The organism is Gordonia otitidis (assembly GCF_020735545.1).
Lineage (GTDB): Bacteria > Actinomycetota > Actinomycetes > Mycobacteriales > Mycobacteriaceae > Gordonia > Gordonia otitidis.
Genome location: NZ_CP085974.1, coordinates 3,345,182 through 3,360,469 on the forward strand (window position 1 = coordinate 3,345,182; position 15,288 = coordinate 3,360,469).

At 65.5% G+C, this 15,288-nt stretch carries 16 protein-coding genes; 10 read left to right on the top strand and 6 right to left on the bottom strand.

All coding sequences use genetic code 11. The features are described 5' to 3' along the window. Positions 1-65: 65 nt before the first annotated feature. Genes LK459_RS15340 through LK459_RS15370 form a run of 7 tightly spaced genes read left to right on the top strand, consistent with a single transcriptional unit; the run spans position 66 to position 6,463 of the window. The gene (locus tag LK459_RS15340) at positions 66-1,304 is read left to right on the top strand and encodes a cytochrome P450 (protein ID WP_227919339.1); all 1,239 of its coding nucleotides are present in this window, start codon (positions 66-68) and stop codon (positions 1,302-1,304) included. Beyond that, positions 1,304-2,104, top strand: a complete 801-nt coding sequence (locus LK459_RS15345) for an SDR family oxidoreductase (RefSeq protein WP_227919341.1) — start codon at positions 1,304-1,306, stop codon at positions 2,102-2,104. The genes LK459_RS15340 and LK459_RS15345 overlap by 1 nt, the downstream gene beginning before the upstream one ends. Beyond that, positions 2,101-3,450, top strand: a complete 1,350-nt coding sequence (locus LK459_RS15350) for a cytochrome P450 (protein WP_227919342.1) — start codon at positions 2,101-2,103, stop codon at positions 3,448-3,450. Before LK459_RS15345 ends, LK459_RS15350 begins: the two co-directional genes overlap by 4 nt. Before the next feature lie 12 nt (positions 3,451-3,462). After that, positions 3,463-3,663 carry a ferredoxin gene (locus LK459_RS15355; protein WP_039993089.1) on the top strand — a complete coding sequence of 67 codons (201 nt, stop codon included), beginning with the start codon at positions 3,463-3,465 and terminating at the stop codon, positions 3,661-3,663. Positions 3,664-3,709: 46 nt separating this feature from the next. Next, entirely contained in the window at positions 3,710-4,252 is a 543-nt protein-coding gene (locus LK459_RS15360) for a Cif family virulence factor (protein ID WP_007236777.1), read from the top strand. A gap of 23 nt (positions 4,253-4,275) precedes the next feature. After that, positions 4,276-5,544 (top strand): hypothetical protein, encoded by a 1,269-nt coding sequence (locus LK459_RS15365; RefSeq protein WP_227923785.1) that lies wholly within the window; start codon positions 4,276-4,278, stop codon positions 5,542-5,544. 31 nt (positions 5,545-5,575) lie between these two features. Continuing rightward, on the top strand, positions 5,576-6,463 hold the full coding sequence (locus LK459_RS15370; RefSeq protein WP_007236775.1) for an SDR family NAD(P)-dependent oxidoreductase: 888 nt from the start codon (positions 5,576-5,578) through the stop codon (positions 6,461-6,463). Between the two features lie 85 nt (positions 6,464-6,548). On the opposite strand, the gene LK459_RS15375 is transcribed toward LK459_RS15370, so the two are convergent. From LK459_RS15375 to LK459_RS15395, 5 genes are all read right to left on the bottom strand, one after another. Then, positions 6,549-7,583, bottom strand: a complete 1,035-nt coding sequence (locus LK459_RS15375) for an NAD-dependent epimerase/dehydratase family protein (RefSeq protein WP_227919344.1) — start codon at positions 7,581-7,583, stop codon at positions 6,549-6,551. After that, positions 7,580-8,629: a phosphotransferase family protein gene (locus LK459_RS15380; protein ID WP_227919346.1), complete on the bottom strand. Its 1,050-nt coding sequence runs from the start codon at positions 8,627-8,629 to the stop codon at positions 7,580-7,582. Before LK459_RS15380 ends, LK459_RS15375 begins: the two co-directional genes overlap by 4 nt. Next, complete coding sequence (locus LK459_RS15385; protein ID WP_227919348.1) at positions 8,626-9,714, bottom strand: TIGR03857 family LLM class F420-dependent oxidoreductase; 1,089 nt, start codon at positions 9,712-9,714, stop codon at positions 8,626-8,628. The genes LK459_RS15380 and LK459_RS15385 overlap by 4 nt, the downstream gene beginning before the upstream one ends. Positions 9,715-9,736: 22 nt before the next feature. Continuing rightward, positions 9,737-11,326 carry a fatty-acid--CoA ligase FadD1 gene (gene fadD1, locus LK459_RS15390; protein WP_227919350.1) on the bottom strand — a complete coding sequence of 530 codons (1,590 nt, stop codon included), beginning with the start codon at positions 11,324-11,326 and terminating at the stop codon, positions 9,737-9,739. Between the two features lie 89 nt (positions 11,327-11,415). After that, positions 11,416-11,904, bottom strand: coding sequence for a hypothetical protein (locus LK459_RS15395; protein WP_227919352.1), 489 nt, complete (start codon positions 11,902-11,904; stop codon positions 11,416-11,418). Between the two features lie 463 nt (positions 11,905-12,367). Here LK459_RS15395 and LK459_RS15400 point away from each other — a divergent pair, with 463 nt between their 5' ends. Further along, the gene (locus tag LK459_RS15400; RefSeq protein WP_227919353.1) at positions 12,368-12,550 is read left to right on the top strand and encodes a hypothetical protein; all 183 of its coding nucleotides are present in this window, start codon (positions 12,368-12,370) and stop codon (positions 12,548-12,550) included. A gap of 160 nt (positions 12,551-12,710) precedes the next feature. Then, a complete protein-coding gene (locus LK459_RS15405) occupies positions 12,711-13,640 on the top strand; it encodes a PaaI family thioesterase (RefSeq protein WP_227919355.1) in 930 nt (309 codons plus the stop codon). A 54-nt stretch (positions 13,641-13,694) separates the two neighbouring features. Here the strand turns inward: LK459_RS15405 and LK459_RS15410 are convergent, their stop codons facing one another. Beyond that, a complete protein-coding gene (locus LK459_RS15410) occupies positions 13,695-14,342 on the bottom strand; it encodes a pentapeptide repeat-containing protein (RefSeq protein WP_227919357.1) in 648 nt (215 codons plus the stop codon). A 105-nt stretch (positions 14,343-14,447) separates the two neighbouring features. Between LK459_RS15410 and LK459_RS15415 the strand changes: the two genes are divergently transcribed. Next, a complete protein-coding gene (locus LK459_RS15415) occupies positions 14,448-15,260 on the top strand; it encodes a TIGR03084 family metal-binding protein (protein WP_227919360.1) in 813 nt (270 codons plus the stop codon). The last annotated feature ends 28 nt before the right edge of the window (positions 15,261-15,288 follow it).

Here is a 15,288-nt window from a genome sequence, read left to right on the forward strand (position 1 = left end):
GGCCACGGTCGTGACCCGCGGTGTTCCGCGCGAGGTATGCACACATCGTCAATGGAGGTTCATCGATGACCGAGACCGCAACGGTCGCGGGGATGCAGCAGCGGATCCCCTTCGACCCCTACGCCTACGACTTCCACGAGGACCCCTACCCGACGTACGCGCGGTTGCGCGCCGAGGCTCCCGTGTACTACAACTCCGACTTGGATTTCTGGGCGCTCGCCAGCCATGACGACGTGCGCACGGCGTTTCGCGACAGCGTGAACCTGTCGAATGCGTGGGGTGTCTCGATGGACCCGTCGTCCTACGGTCCCGACGCCCACAAGTCGATGTCATTTCTCGCGATGGACGATCCGAAGCACATGCGTATCCGCAAACTCGTCTCGAAAGGTTTCACCCCGCGCCGGGTCAACGACCTCGCCGGCCGCATCACCGCGCTGACACACCATCATTGGAGCGCCTGCCTGGACAAGGGCGAGTTCGACTATGTCGCCGACTTCGCCGGGTTGCTGCCGATGGACGTCGTCTCGGAGATGCTCGGGGTGCCCGAATCCGATCGCGCATTCCTGCGGACCCAGTCGGATCTGTTGCTCCACCGTGAGGAGGGCGTCCTCGACATCCCCGAAGCAGCTGTGTACGCCTACATCGAGTTGCACAAGTACTACTCGGCGCTGATCGCCGAACGGCGCAACAACCTCGGCGACGACCTCGTCTCCGCGCTCATCACCGCGGAGATCGACGACGACGAGACGGGAGAGAAAGCGACTCTCACCGAGGACGAGATCGTCGGTTTCATGGTGCTCATGGTGGTCGCGGGCAATGAGACGACCACCAAACTCCTTGCCAACGCGCTGTATTGGGGATGGCGCAATCCCGACCAACTCGCCAAGGTACTCGCCGATCCCGAGACGGTCCCGCAGTGGACAGAAGAAACACTGCGCTACGACAATTCGACGCAGATGGTGTTGCGCAAGGTGGCCGCAGACGTCTCCTACGGCGACCATGTCATCCCGGAGGGCCATCGCGTCCTCCTCCTTGTCGGTTCGGCCAATCGCGACGAGACCGTGTTCGACGACGCGTCGTCGTATCAGATCGGCCGCGACTGCAGCCAGGCGTTGATGAGTTTCGGTATGGGCGCGCACTTCTGTCTCGGCGCACATCTCGCGCGACTCGAAGCGAACATCGGTCTCGCCGAGGTGGTTCGGTCCATCCGTGCGGTCGATATCGACATGGCGAATGCCGAGCGTGTGCACTCGGTGAACGTACGCGGGTTCGCCTCCCTCCCAGTGACAGTGACGGTGCGCTGATGGCCTACATCCCCCACCCCGAACGACGTCCGGTCCTGGTTGCCGGAGCGTCGTCGGGTATCGGAGCGGCGACCGCCGAATACCTCGCTGCCGCCGGCCATCCCGTCGCTCTCGCGGCGCGACGCGTCGACAAGCTCCACGAACTGGCCGACCGGATCGCCGCCGATGGCGGAGAGGCTGTCGCCGTGCCGCTCGACGTCACCGACGAGGCGTCGGTACGTGACTGCGTGGCGAAGGCACAGGCGGCTCTGGGCCCGATCGAGATCGCGGTCGCCGGCGCGGGCGACCTCGACATCGGGCTGTCCTACGAGATGAGCGAGGCCGACTTCGCCTCTCAGATCGACATCCACCTCGTCGGGGCGCACCGGCTCTACCGCACGATCGTGCCGGGCATGATCGAGCGCGGTCGCGGCGACTTCGTCTTCATCGGATCCGACGTCGCGGTGCACCCGCGTCCGTGGTCCTCGGCGTACGTCGCTGCGAAGACGGGGGTCGACGGTCTGGTCGCCACCGCGCAACTCGAACTCGAGGGAACCGGCGTACGAGCCAGCATCATCCGGCCGGGCCAGACCATCACGGGTATGGGTTTCAACCTCGCGCCCGACGTCATGGAGAAGATGCTCAACTCGTGGATCACCCACGGATTGGCCAGGCACGGCAATTTCCTTGCGCCCGAGCACATCGCTCAGGCGATCTCTGCCATCGTCGGCATGCCACGTGGTGCCCACATGCGTGTCGTCGAGGTGGAGGCCGAAGGCGCGATCCCACGTGACAAGAGCGGCGAAGGAGACACGAAATGACCACACTGACAACGCCCAAGCGGGTGTCAGGGGGCGACGGTGAGCACGGACACCTCGACGAGCTCACGGCCGATCCGATCGGCCTGTTCTGGCGCGTACGCGACGAGTGCGGCGACGTCGGGCAGTTCCAGCTCGCCGACCGCGAAGTGGTCCTGGTCTCCGGTGCCGCGGCCAACGAGGACTTCTTCCGTGCGCCAGAGGAGGATCTCGATCAGGCAGCGGCCTATCCCTTCATGACACCGGTCTTCGGCGAGGGAGTGGTCTTCGACGCCAGTCCCGAGGAACGGTCCAAGGCGATCCACAACGCTGCGCTCAAGGGTCCGCACATGAAGCAGCATGCGGTGACGATTCCCAACGAGGTCGAACGCATCATCTCGCGGTGGGGCGACGAGGGCGAGATCGACCTGCTGGAGTTCTTCGGCGAGCTCACGCTCTACACCTCGTCGGCGTGCCTGATCGGGCGCAAGTTCCGTGAACAACTCGACAAGCGCGTGTCGGAGTTGTTCCACGATCTCGAGAAGGGCACCGATCCGATTGCGTACGTGGACATGTACGCCGACATCGACAGTTTCCGCAAACGTGACGCGGCGCGGGCCGAACTCGTCGACTTCATCCAGGGTGTGATGAACGAACGCATCGCGCATCCCACCGAGGACAAAGAGGATCGCGACCTCATGGATGTGCTCATCCAGGTCGGATTCGACGCGAACACCATCACCGGGATGTTCATCTCCATGATGTTCGCCGGCCACCACACCACCCAGGGCACAGCGGCCTGGACCCTGATCGAGTTGCTGCGCAATCCTGACTACATGAGGCGGGTGTACGACGAACTCGACGAGATCTACGGCGACACACCCGCGGGCGAGCGACCCGAGTACACATTTGCCCACACCCGGCAGATGCCGCAGTTGGAGAACGCCTTGAAAGAGGCGCTGCGGCTACATCCACCCCTGATCATCCTGATGCGTCTCGTGCAGCAGGATTTCCAGATCGAGGACTTCGAGGTGCGGAAGGGTCAGACGATCGCGGTGTCGCCTGCCGTCTCCAACCGGCTACCCGACGACTTCCCGAATCCCGACGTCTTCGACCCCGACCGGTACGAGAAGCCGCGTCAGGAAGACCTCGCGAATCGGTGGACGTGGATTCCCTTCGGGGCAGGCAGACACCGTTGCGTAGGAGCGCAATTCGCGATCATGCAACTCAAGGCGATCTTCTCGGTGCTCTTCCAGAACTACGAGTTCGAGATGTCGCAACCCTCGGACACCTACCGCAACGACCACTCGAAGATGGTCGTGCAACTGCAGCAGCCATGCAGGGTGACCTATCGCAGGCGGCAGAAGTAAGAGGTGACGCGCATGCGTATCGAGGTTGATCTCGACATCTGCCAGGGTCACGGCATGTGTCAGATGGAAGCACCGGACATCTTCGAGGCCGAGGTCGATCACGTCGAGATCCTCGACCCTCGACCGGACGAGAGCAAACGCGCAGAGGTGGAGGCGGCAGTGCAGTACTGCCCCACACAGGCATTGCGCATCGTCGACGACAGCGACGAGTGAGAACAAGTGGCGACGCATGACACAGACAGCGAGAAGGGGTGACGTGGTGGCATTCGACAGGGCCGAACTCGAAGAGATGAAGGACCGGTGGCTCGCGGCGAACATCGAGGCCGAGAAGGCGGGGGACTGGACACCGCTCGCCGACTTCTACACCGAGGACGCGACATACGGGTGGAACTACGGTCCCGACAAGGACTTCATGGCGATCGGCCGTGACGAGATCCGCGACATCGCGCTCGGGCAGGAGATGGAGGGACTCGAGGGGTGGACCTATCCGTATCAGGAGTGGGTGATCGACGACCGGACGGGTTCGATGATCGGTTTCTGGAAGCAGGTCTACGAGCGCAAGCGTGAGGACGGCACCAACTACGCACTCGAAGGCATCCAGGGAAGTTGGTTCAAGTACGGTGGCGACTTCCAGTTCCGTTGGCAGCGCGACTTCTTCGACTACGGCAACGTCTCGGCATTGTTCATCGAGCTGCTCAAGGACAATGCGATGAGCGACGGGATGCTCAAGCGGATCGAGAAGGCGACCGGAGATCAACCGGGGTGGTACCCCTTCGGCAAAGCGCCGGTCGAGTTCTGGTGACCGAAGAGAAGACATCGTCGACGATGACGCCAACAGCCCACACGTACTCGGATCTCACCCAGCAGCAACTCGCCGTCCTCGTGCCCGAACTACTGCTGTCGGGACAACTGATCGACCGCAGCGGAATGGCGCATCTCATCAGCGCTTTCGGGCGGGAGACGATGGCGCAGGTCGCGATCGAGGAATGGATGGCCTCGAGTCCGGTGTACACGCATCGGATGCGTGAGGCGCTCGGCGTCGACGGCGACGGCGTCGCCGACATGTTCAAGTGTCTTCAGCTCGACATCGGTGCGCCACCGCAGTTCATGGATTTCCGCTACGAAATCGACGACGACTACCACGGTTCGTTCGTGCTCAATCACTGTGGTGCACTGATGGACGTCGAGCCACTCGGTGACGACTACGTCACCGCGATGTGTCACGACATCGAGGATCCGACATTCGACGCCACCGCGATCGCGACGAATCGTCGTGCCCGTATCCGGCCAGTTCATCGGCCACCCCGCAGGCCCGCCGATCAGCATCCGCATTGTGCGTGGACGGTGACGATCGAACCGGATCGGGACGAGCTTCCGTTGCCGCCGGATGCGGAGGAGATGTTCACCAGGCGTGCGGCTTCGGTGGAGCTGAGTGCTATCGACACCGCCGCGACCGACGGCCGCGTCGACTACCGCGGAGATCTCTGCGACGACCTGCAGTTCCGCGAGTGGTCACACTCCGCTCTCGTCCGAATCGCGGAAGAGGTCGCATTGCAACATCAGCTGCTCGCGCTCGGCTTCCTCGTCTCGCTTCGGCGATACGCGCACGGCGTCGAGCAGGTCGACGAGATCTATCGCAAACAACTGACCGGGATCGCGGGACTCGCTGCGGACCGTCTGCGATCTGCTCTACGACTGTCACCCGGCGCGGACGGGCTTGCCACCGTGCTCTCGCTCATCCCGGTGCTGGGCCCCGTGCAATACACCGGCGTAACCGCAGAAGTCGTCGACGATGGTGTGCTGTTGCGCATTCCGCACCACTCCGACGCGCAATCGGACGGTGGCTGGCTGAGCCTGTTCGACGTCGATCACCTCGAACCGCTCTCGGCCATTGCGACAGGAGTGGATGCGCACTGGGCCGTCGACGCGGCCGCCGACACCGGCGACCTGCTCGAGGTGACGTTCGCGCAGACCGACGACGTGCATCCGGAGAGTGGCGAGGTCGCCATCGCGCGATTCAGCTCCGGCGCATCGTGGGAGTTCGTCGACAGGGGTCGTTCGTTGCCCATCACTCCGATCGGCAGCCCGGTCTGATGTCAGCGCGTCGCGTGGATGACGCCGCCTGATGCCCGCAGACGTGCCGATCGACGCGCACCTGTCCGGACGGGTCGCGATCATCGCGGGGTCGACCCGAGGAATCGGTCTGGAAGTGGCGTATGCCCTCGCCGGGCGCGGTGTCTCGCTGGTGGTCAACGGTCGTGACAAGTCCGCGGTCGACGACACCGTCACCGAGATCACCGGCGGCGGCGGATACGCGGTGGGAGTCTGTGGGTCTGCGGGTGACGAGGGCGTCGCCGAACGGATGGTCACGACGGCGCTCGACACGTTCGGCGCACTCGACGTCGCCGTCAACTGTGCAGGCATCGCGGAGCCACCGGGGTCGACGGTACTCACCATCGGAGTCGACGAGTTCCGCGAACAGGTCGACGCGCATCTGATGAGCGCCTTCTTCCTCACGCAGGCCGCGGCTCGAGTGTTCGTCGAGCAGCAGGCCGGATCGATCGTGCTGACGGGATCGGCCGCGTCGCTCGGAACCTTCGGCGGTAGCGGCTACCCCGCGGCCAAGGGAGGTGTCAATGCGCTGGCACTCGCCGCGGCAGGGGATCTCAAGGGCTCCGGTGTGCGCATCAACGTGGTGATGCCCGGCGCGAAGTCGCGATTGTCGTCGGGACCGGACTACATTCGACACATCGAACGCCTGCATGAGCGCGGAATCCTCGACGAGTTCACCCGCGACGCCGCGCTCGATCCCGCGCCACCGGAGTACGTGGCCCCGCTCTACACCTTCCTCGCAAGCGACGCCGCTGCCGACATCACCGGACAGATCTTCACGGCGTCGGGTGGCTTCATCGGACGATACGAACCCGCTCAACCGACCTTCGTCGCCTATCGCGACCACAAGGACTCCGGGCCCTATAGCTTGGTCGAGCTCGCGGGCCTGCTCCTGAAGTGACCGTCAGCTCGTGCCGGGTGCACCGATACCGACACACATCCCATACCGGCGACCCGCAGTGTCTGGGACCGGGATTCGGCGGCTCTCAGGTGAGTCGACGGTCTACGGAGGCGGGGGTCGATGCTGCCGATCGACGCCGCGCGGCGCGGTCCACCCAGAACCGGGCACCCTCGGCGATGGCCTCGGTGACCGGCTGCGGATGCCAACCGAGTTCGCGAACGGCCTTGTCGTGACTCATCTCCGGAATGCAGTGCATGAGGCGGACCGTTCCGATGCGGAGTCGCCCGGGGGATCGGGATAGTGTCGACATCGCCGATCCCGCTGCGCCGGCGGCATAGAGCGCGGCGCGGCCGAGGACCGGGCGCGGCGGTCTACGTCTCGCCTCTGCAGCAGCGATCCGGATGACCTCTCCGAGATCGATCGACCGTTCCGAGACGATATAGCGTTCACCGTTGTGCCCGTGTTCCGCGGCGAGGATGAGCGCCTGTGCGGCGTCGTCGATTCCCACCGATTCGCATCGCATTCCACGTATGCCGAACGGTAACTTGCCGAGTGCGGCGCCCGCGACGAACGACCCGTGCGGGGTCGGAGCGATGTCACCCGCGCCGTAGGTGTTCGACACGCACATCGCCACGACGGGTACCTCGTGCTCGCGCGCATACCCGAGTGCGAGGCGTTCGGCCGCGACGCGTGATCTCACGTAGTCGGTTGCTCGTCGTTCCCAATTGAACTCGGTCGATTCGTCTGCGACCCCCGACACCGGGACACCTATCGTGGCCATGGTGCTGGTGAAGACGAAGCGGCGCAGCGGCATTCGCGCTGCAATCTCCAGCACCGAGCGAAGGAGCTCGACATTGGTCGCATACAGCGGAGCGGGGTCGAGCAGCCAGGCCCTTGTGTCGACAACGCAGTGATAGACGTCGGTGCATCCCGACATCGCCTCCGCGACCACGTCGGCGTGGTTCAGCTCGCCCACACGACGCTCGACGTCGAGGTCGTCGGTCGCGCGCGTGTCGCTGGTGGCGCGAACCAGGATGCGTACCTTCTCGCCCGACGCGACGAGCCGGCGCGTGAGCGTCGAACCGAGAAATCCGCTCGCACCGATGACAAGGCTCGTCATCGCAGACGCTCCGGGGCGAGATCGGCAAACGCTGCAGCCGTTCGGTCGAGCATCACTTGGAACATCGCGTCACCTCGTTCGGTCGGCTGCGCCGCCGCGGCGCCGAAGACGATGATCAGCGGGGCCTGGATGAGGTTGCCGATGTAGTCGCGCCAACACGCGTCGAGTGTGTAGTTCGGGTTGTGCAGTGCGTGGTGGTATGCGGCGACGATGTCTCGTTCGTGCGCGCGGCGATCCTCGGGCGTCAGGCTGGTCGCGAGGAGAAACGCTATGTCGCGCATCGGATGTCCGGTGGTGATCGTCTGCCAGTCGAGTATCGACAACGAGCCGTCGTCACGGAACATCACGTTGTCGACGCGGAGGTCTCCGTGGATGAGCGCGAAGTGCTCGGGAGCCCTCCGCAGCCACGGTGCCGCGTCGCGGATCATCGCGTCGACGGTGGCCGACTGCGGGCCGGTGAGTTCGCACCGGGCGCGGTACACGTCCGCCATCGGTTCGAGTAGCGACTCCATCAGGTCGCAGTCGGTCGGGGTCGGTAGCGGAAAGTCGTCGAGGAGTGACGCGTCGTTCCAGCGTGGGCCGTGCAGGCCCGCGGCTGCGACGGCGACCGCGCGCACCTGGTCGGGGGAGCATGCGGCGATCTGGTCGCCTTGACGTGCGTCGGCGATGTCCTCGAGCAGCAGGACGAACTCGCTTCCGGATTCGGATGCGACCGCCGCGAACGCCGAGGGCGTCGGCACGCGGAAGGTCGAGACGAGTTCCTGATAGAAGCGGACCTCGTTGCGGAAGGCGCCGGAACCGAATTCGCGCTGTTCGACGGGACCGGTCGCGAGCTTGGCGACCATCGTGTCGGGAAGCCCGCATGGTTGTGCGTAGCGCAGGGCCAGCCGATACGAACTGGCCATCTGGCCGGTGCCGACGGGTGCGGCCTCGACGTCGACGACTCGCGCGTCGTCGTGGCCGTGTGCGGCGAAGAGTTCGGTGAGCCATTCGGGACTCAGACCGTCGACGTCCGTGGGGATTCCGGTGGGTAGCGGGGTGCTCACAGGTCTGCTCCTCGTGCTGTCATGAGACCCGGGTTGGCGGGCAGTTCGCGGTGATCAGGGGACCGGAGTGTGCGATAGGCGCTCACCACCGGCTGTAACTCGCTCGGTGTCGCGCCGTGGAGCACCACGGAGTCGACGCCGAGGTCGAATTGATGAGCAACGGCTGCCGCACAGTTCTCGGCCGAACCGACGGCTGAGTCGGCCACCCAGTGCGGGGGAATGACGTGTGCGAGTTCGGCGAGTTGCTCGGCGGTAGCTGTGGCATCGATCGGTCCGGTGGCCCCGGAGAAGGCAGTCGTCGCGCGAATCCGGTCGAGATCGTCGGTGTTCCACTGGTTCGCCCGCATGAGCACATCCGGGTAGCCCTGCAGATACGTGGCGAGGCGGCCGTAGAGCCTACGCAGGCGATCCTCCTCGGAGAGCTCGTCGCCGACCGTCGCGATGACCGACCAGATCCGGATCGCGGCGGGGTCGCGCCCCGCGCGCTCGGCTGACGCCCTGACCGTGGCGACGGCTTCCGACGTCGCGGCGTCACCGAGGAACGTGTGCAGGACCACTCCGTCGGCGATGCGACCGGCCAATTCCAGTGTCCGACGGCTCATGGTCACCAGCAGAATCGGAACATCGTCGACGGCGGCACCGAGATTGAGCAGGGGATACGAGCCGGCCGGTCCGGAATGTCCGAGGATCATCTCGCCGCGCCAGAGTCGGCGCAACACGTCGACGATGTCGGTCAGCTGTGCGCTCGTCACGTCATCGATGCCGAGAACCTGCCACTGGGCGGCGATACCCCGACCGAGCCCCAACGCGAACCGGTCGTTGGTCAACTCGGCGAGCGTCGCGCCCATCGTGGCGGTGATGATCGGATGTCGCGTGTTGTGATTCGTCGCGGCAGTCGCGATCCCCATTCGCTTGGTCGCCGCGCCGAGTGCACCGCTGAGCACGGCGGCATCCTTGATGTTGAATCTCTCGGAGACGAAAGCAGTACCGAGTCCGATGCTTTCCGCCAATGCCGCCTCCTCGACGAGCCGGGCGGGGGCGACCGGATGCCGCGACAGCGCGTAATAGCCGAGTTCGGAGAGCATGGTCGACGCCGACCCGTATCCGTCAGACGCCCGCCGGAGCGCTCGACCGGTAGTCGGTCGAGCGCGGCTCTCGCACCCAGAGCGTGCCGTCGCCGGCGTCCACGCCTTCCTTCTTGAGTTGGCGTTTGACGATCTTGTTGGTGGCAGTCGTCGGCAGATCGTCGGCTATCCGGACATACCGAGGCCATGCCTTCGGCGACAGATCGGGTTGTGCGGCAAGGAATTCAGCGAACTCGTCAGGGGTGAGCGAACTGTCGTCGGTGAGGATGACAGCGGCCATGACCGCATCGCCGACCTGCTCGTCCGGCACCCCGTACACGGCGACCTGACTGATATCGGGGAGTCGCAGCAGTATGCGCTCGATGGGGCCCGCGGTCATGTTCTCGCCGTCGACACGCATCCAGTCTCCGGTACGACCGGCGAGGTAGAGCCAGCCGTCGGCGTCACGGTAGGCCAGGTCGCCCGACCAATACATACCGTCGCGGAGTCGTTCCGATGTCGTGGTCGGATCGTTGTAGTAGCCGGTGAACATGCCTGCGCCGGAGGTGTTCACGATCTCCCCGATCGCGTCGTCGGCGTTGGTGAGTGCGCCCGTGTCGTCGAATTCGGCTGCGGGACACTCGGTTCCGGTTGCGGGGTCGTAGACCGCCACACCGGGAAAGCCCTTGCCGACCGACCCGCGTGGAGTGCCCGGTTCGCGTGTGATGATGATGGCCAACTCGGTGGAGCCGAAGCCGTCCCAGACCTGGCAGTCGAAACGCCGCGAGAAGTCGTCGATGTCGCGGTCGGACGCCTCGTTCCCGAACGCGGCACGCAACGGGTTGTCGGCGTCATCGGTGCGCTCCGGGGTGGCGAGGATGTAGGCGAGCGGCTTGCCGACGTAGTTCATGTACGTCGCGCCGTAGCGTCGGATGTCGTCGAGGAAGCGCGACGCCGAGAACTTCGCGGGCACCATCGCCGCGCCCGACACGGCTGCCACGCAGTAGCCGCCGAGAAGCGCAGCGGAGTGGAACAGCGGCATCGAGAGGTAGCAGATGTCGTCGGAGGTGATGCCGAAGCGCTCTGCCAGCGGTGGTCCGGCGAACGGGATCAGCATGTGCGCCAACTGGACCGGTTTGGGATTGCCGCTCGTGCCCGACGTGAAGATGAGCATGAACGGGTCGGTCGCGGTGGGCACGGAGTACGGAGTCAACTCGTCGGCGTCGAGTAGTTGTCGCGACCACTCGGGCGACGACACGTCGATCACCGCGACGCCGGGAAGGTCGAGGCCGTCGAGCAGGGGTAAATGTTCGGCGTCGGTGAGCAGGATCTGGCAGTCGCCGCGCACGATGTCGCCGGCCAATGCGGCGCCGCGTCGGGTGTTGTTGATTCCGACCGTCACGTACCCGCCGAGCGCACCCGCCGCCAGGGCGATGAGCATGGCCGGACTGTTGTCGAGGAGCACACCGATGTGCATCGGTCGGTCGCGGTCGGCGCGACCGAGGACCACGGCGGCGGTGCGTCGTGCGTCGTCGAGATACTCGCGCCAGGTCCACCGATGGTCCTCGTGCAGGATCGCGAGCGAATCGTCGTTGCCACGGTCGATCAGGAGTTCAGTCACGGTCTGCGCCATGCGCCAAATCTAGAACCTGTTCCATCAAGAGGTGTACAGATTCGCAAAATTGTCTACTGGCGTCGTCGAACGCTGTTCGACGTGGGCTTTCAGCGCGAGATGGTGCCGCTGCCGGGGCTCAGTGTGTAGGTGTTGCCACCCTGTCCGACGACGCTCGTGGTGAACGAGATCGGGCCGGCACCGGTTCGCAGTGGTGGACTGAGTGCCGGCTTGCCGCCCGTGCATGCGGGGAACGTCGTGGTGCCGCTCTGCTTGGTCGTGCGGTTGTGCCACTCGAACCCGACGACAGCCGTGCGCAACGCCTGGGTGCACGCGTTGCCCGGCATCGGTTCGAGCCACACGCGGAGCGTGTCCGGGTCGGGCGATGCCGCGGCGATCGGAGCGACGAACGCTGCGAAGGGGATGTCACCGCTGGTCGCGACACCCGCGTTCGGCGTCTGCGAGATCGACGACGACGGTATCTGCGGATCGACGGCGGGGGCCGCATGCGCAGTGCCGCCCGTTGTCAGCAGCGTCGACGCCGACGCCAGCCCGATGGCTCCTGCCGCGAACGCGGCGCGTTGAAGATTTCGTCCCACTGGTACCACCAGCCCCTTCTGTCACAGATGTGGTCCACGGTACCAGCGGGAAGCCGACCGGGCCAGGCGCGGGCGGGGGGCAGTGCGGCGCGGCGGGTGCGCCGCGCGCGTGCAGAAAGTAGGGGAAGGGGTCTTTCCGTGGGTTTTGTGCGTTTCCGTGGGAAGTTTCGCGGGGAAGGGTCGGGAAGTAGGGGAAGGGTGCGGGGCCGGGCGCAGGAAGTAGGGGAAGGGTGCGGGGAAGGGTCGGGAAGTAGGGGAAGGGGCGCACGGCCGCGCGTGCAGGAAGTGAGGGAAGGGGCTTTTCCGTGGGTTTTGTGCGTTCCCGTGGGAAATTTCGCGATCTCGTCGCTCGCGGTCACCGACTGCCACGTCAACTACAACCCCGGTCAATCCGCGCTCCGACGCCATCGACCTCGACGCGTTCCTCGAGTGGCTCGCCGACTCCGGTGAGGAGATCGCCACCGTGGACGACTACGACCACTGGTACCGACTGTTCTCCGACTCGCTCGTCCACCTACCCGAGATGCAGCGTCGACATTCGTTGATCCTGTTGCTGCACAACCACACCCAGACGATCCCGCCGGTGAACGCCGTTGTGGTGAACGCGCCCCGCTTCTTCGAGGCAGTGCGTTGGGCGACGGTGTGAACTGCGACTGCCGGCTACTCCGACGTCCCCACATCACCGCGCCGGTCATCGCCAACTGCGCGCGTGGACTGCGGACCCTCGGCGTCATCCGAGTGTGATCGGACTCGCTGCCTCCCGGGCCGGACACTCGCCCCCGGACGCGGGGTGATGAAGTGAAGGTATGAACGACGACATTCGCGAAGACACGACGACGGCGTCGACAGTTGCCGTACCACGCGATCCTCTCGAGGCGTTCGGTGTAGGTGCCCTGAGACTCGAGGACGACGTTGTCGTCGCGGAGCAGCAACTCGGACCGCGCTTTGCGGACCATCGTGGCTTCATCGACCTTCCCGCGTATGCAGTTCTCCTCGACCACATCGGTGGGATTCCATATCACCGCGAAACCCGGTCGCCGAGTATGCAGGCTCGCTTGAACTTCTCGACAGTCGGGCGTCCGACGCTGACCGAACGGCTCGTCGGCACAGCGCAACTGCTGATGAACGACGCCAGGGTCGGCGTCACGGAGATCCGCATCGGTGATGGCACCGCCGACTACTGCGTCGGCACTGCACGCAACGTCGCTGTCGGCCGTGCGATACCGGATGATTTCGACGACGCCGAGCTCGCCCACGATATTCCGGCCGCCGAAACGCTCGACGTGCCGCTGGCACAAGCGATTCCCTCCGACCTCGACGGAGAGACGATCATCGCGCAGATCGTGAGCGGGCAGCGCGAACGCGGCCCGCTGGCGGAGCTGCTCAACGCGCGGATCGACCCCGCGGACGCGTCGACACACCGAATGCGCCTCGTCGTGGACACGCAGGCCTGGATGGGCAACATGTTCGGGACGATGCACGGCGGAGTGATCGCCACGATCGTGGGTGTGGCGTGCTCGTTCGCCGGGCAGCGACAAGCGCAGGCGGGTCAGGACTATCGCGTCGGCGACCTGTCGGTGGCGTTCTTCCGCTCACCGCCGGTCGACGGCAGCCGCGTGAGCGTCGACGTCGAGGCGGTGAAGGTGGGGCGTCGAATCGCGAGTTTCTCGGCACGCATGACCGGCCCCGACGGAACACTGCTCGCCGAAGGTGCGGCCGACATCCACTTCGGCTGACGTGCACCACCCGGGGGTGATGAGAGGTCGCTAGGCGGGTTGCTCTCAGGGTCGCTACGCGACGGAGATACCGAGATGTGCGGCGAACTGGTCGGCCAGCGCAACGGCCTGTTCAGTGGTGATGGTTGCGCCCGACAGTCCGCCGAGGTTGCGCACCACGTTGACCCGCAGATCACGGAGATCGACGTCGGTGAGTGTTGCTCGGTGAACGTCGAGGGCGTTCACCGAGCTGTCCTCGAACGAGATCCGCGTCAGATGGGCCTCGGAGACATCGAGCTCGTCGATGACACACGATCGAAAGAGCACGTCGCGCGCCTCGTTCCCGCTGAGATTGACGAGTCCGAGCTTGCAGTTCTCGATGACCACCGACCGCATGCGTCCACCGAACAGGTCGAGCGCGCCGATCCTGCTGTTCTCGATACGGACGTTGTGCAGAGTCGACCGCGGTGCGAACACACGCGCGCTGCTGACGGCGTCGAGACGGGTGTCGACGGCACGTAGTCCGGTGAGGTCGGCGTCGTCGAGTGAACTACGCACCACCTCGCATCCGGTGAGGGAGACGTCGCCGAAATCGGTGCCGGACAGGTCCGCGTCGGCGATCAGTGCCGATTCGATCGCGTCGCCCGCGGCAATCGATCCCGCGTCGAAGGGATCAAGCGTGGACTTCGGTACCGGGCTGATCCGGGGTGCGCGAATAGTCATCGCCCGAGAGCCTACGCGCACGCCACGACGAGCCCGGGCTGCATCTCAACGGTAAAACAAGCAAGCATGATTGCTTTTTATCCGTCGGTGTGTGACGCTACTGACATGTCGATCGTGACGGATCTCGTGGCCGATCTGGCCGCCGAAGGTGAAGAGCTCGACGCGATGGTCGCCCCTCTCGACGAGGGCGGATGGCGCACCGCAACGCCCGCAGAGGGGTGGAGCGTCGCTCACCAGATCGCCCACCTGTACTGGACGGACAAGGTTGCGCTCCTCTCCGCGACCGACCCCGAGGCATTCGCCGAGGTCGTTGCGGAGGCAATGCGCAACATCGACGGGTTCACCGACGTGACGGCGGCGGAAGGGGCGGCACGGCCGAAGGCCGAGCTGATCGACGACTGGCGTGCAGCGCGTGCCGAACTGGCGAGGGCATTGGTCGATGTCCCAGAGGGCGCGAAGCTCCCGTGGTTCGGACCGCCGATGTCGGCGGCGTCGATGGCCACAGCGCGCATGATGGAGACCTGGGCGCACGGCCTCGACGTCGCCGACGCGCTCGGGGTCGAGCTCGCGCCGACCGACCGTATCCGGCACGTCGCCCACATCGGCGTGCGCACGCGCGACTTCGCCTACGTGGTCAACGGGATGACCCCGCCCCAACGCCCCTTTCGTATCGAGCTCACCGCCCCCTCCGGGCAGATGTGGACGTGGGGTCCCGACGATCCGGCGGCGGTCGACGGAACAGTGCGCGGCTCGGCCGTCGACTTCTGCCGACTCGTCACCCAGCGTCGGGCCCTCGCCGATCTCGACCTCGAACTCGACGGCGAGTCGGTGCGCGAATGGGCCTCGATCGCACAGTGTTTCGCCGGTCCGCCCGGATCGGGACGAGCGCCGCGAAACACGGGTACCCGCGCTTTGTGACCCGTGTGCGAGAACGCGATCACCTTCC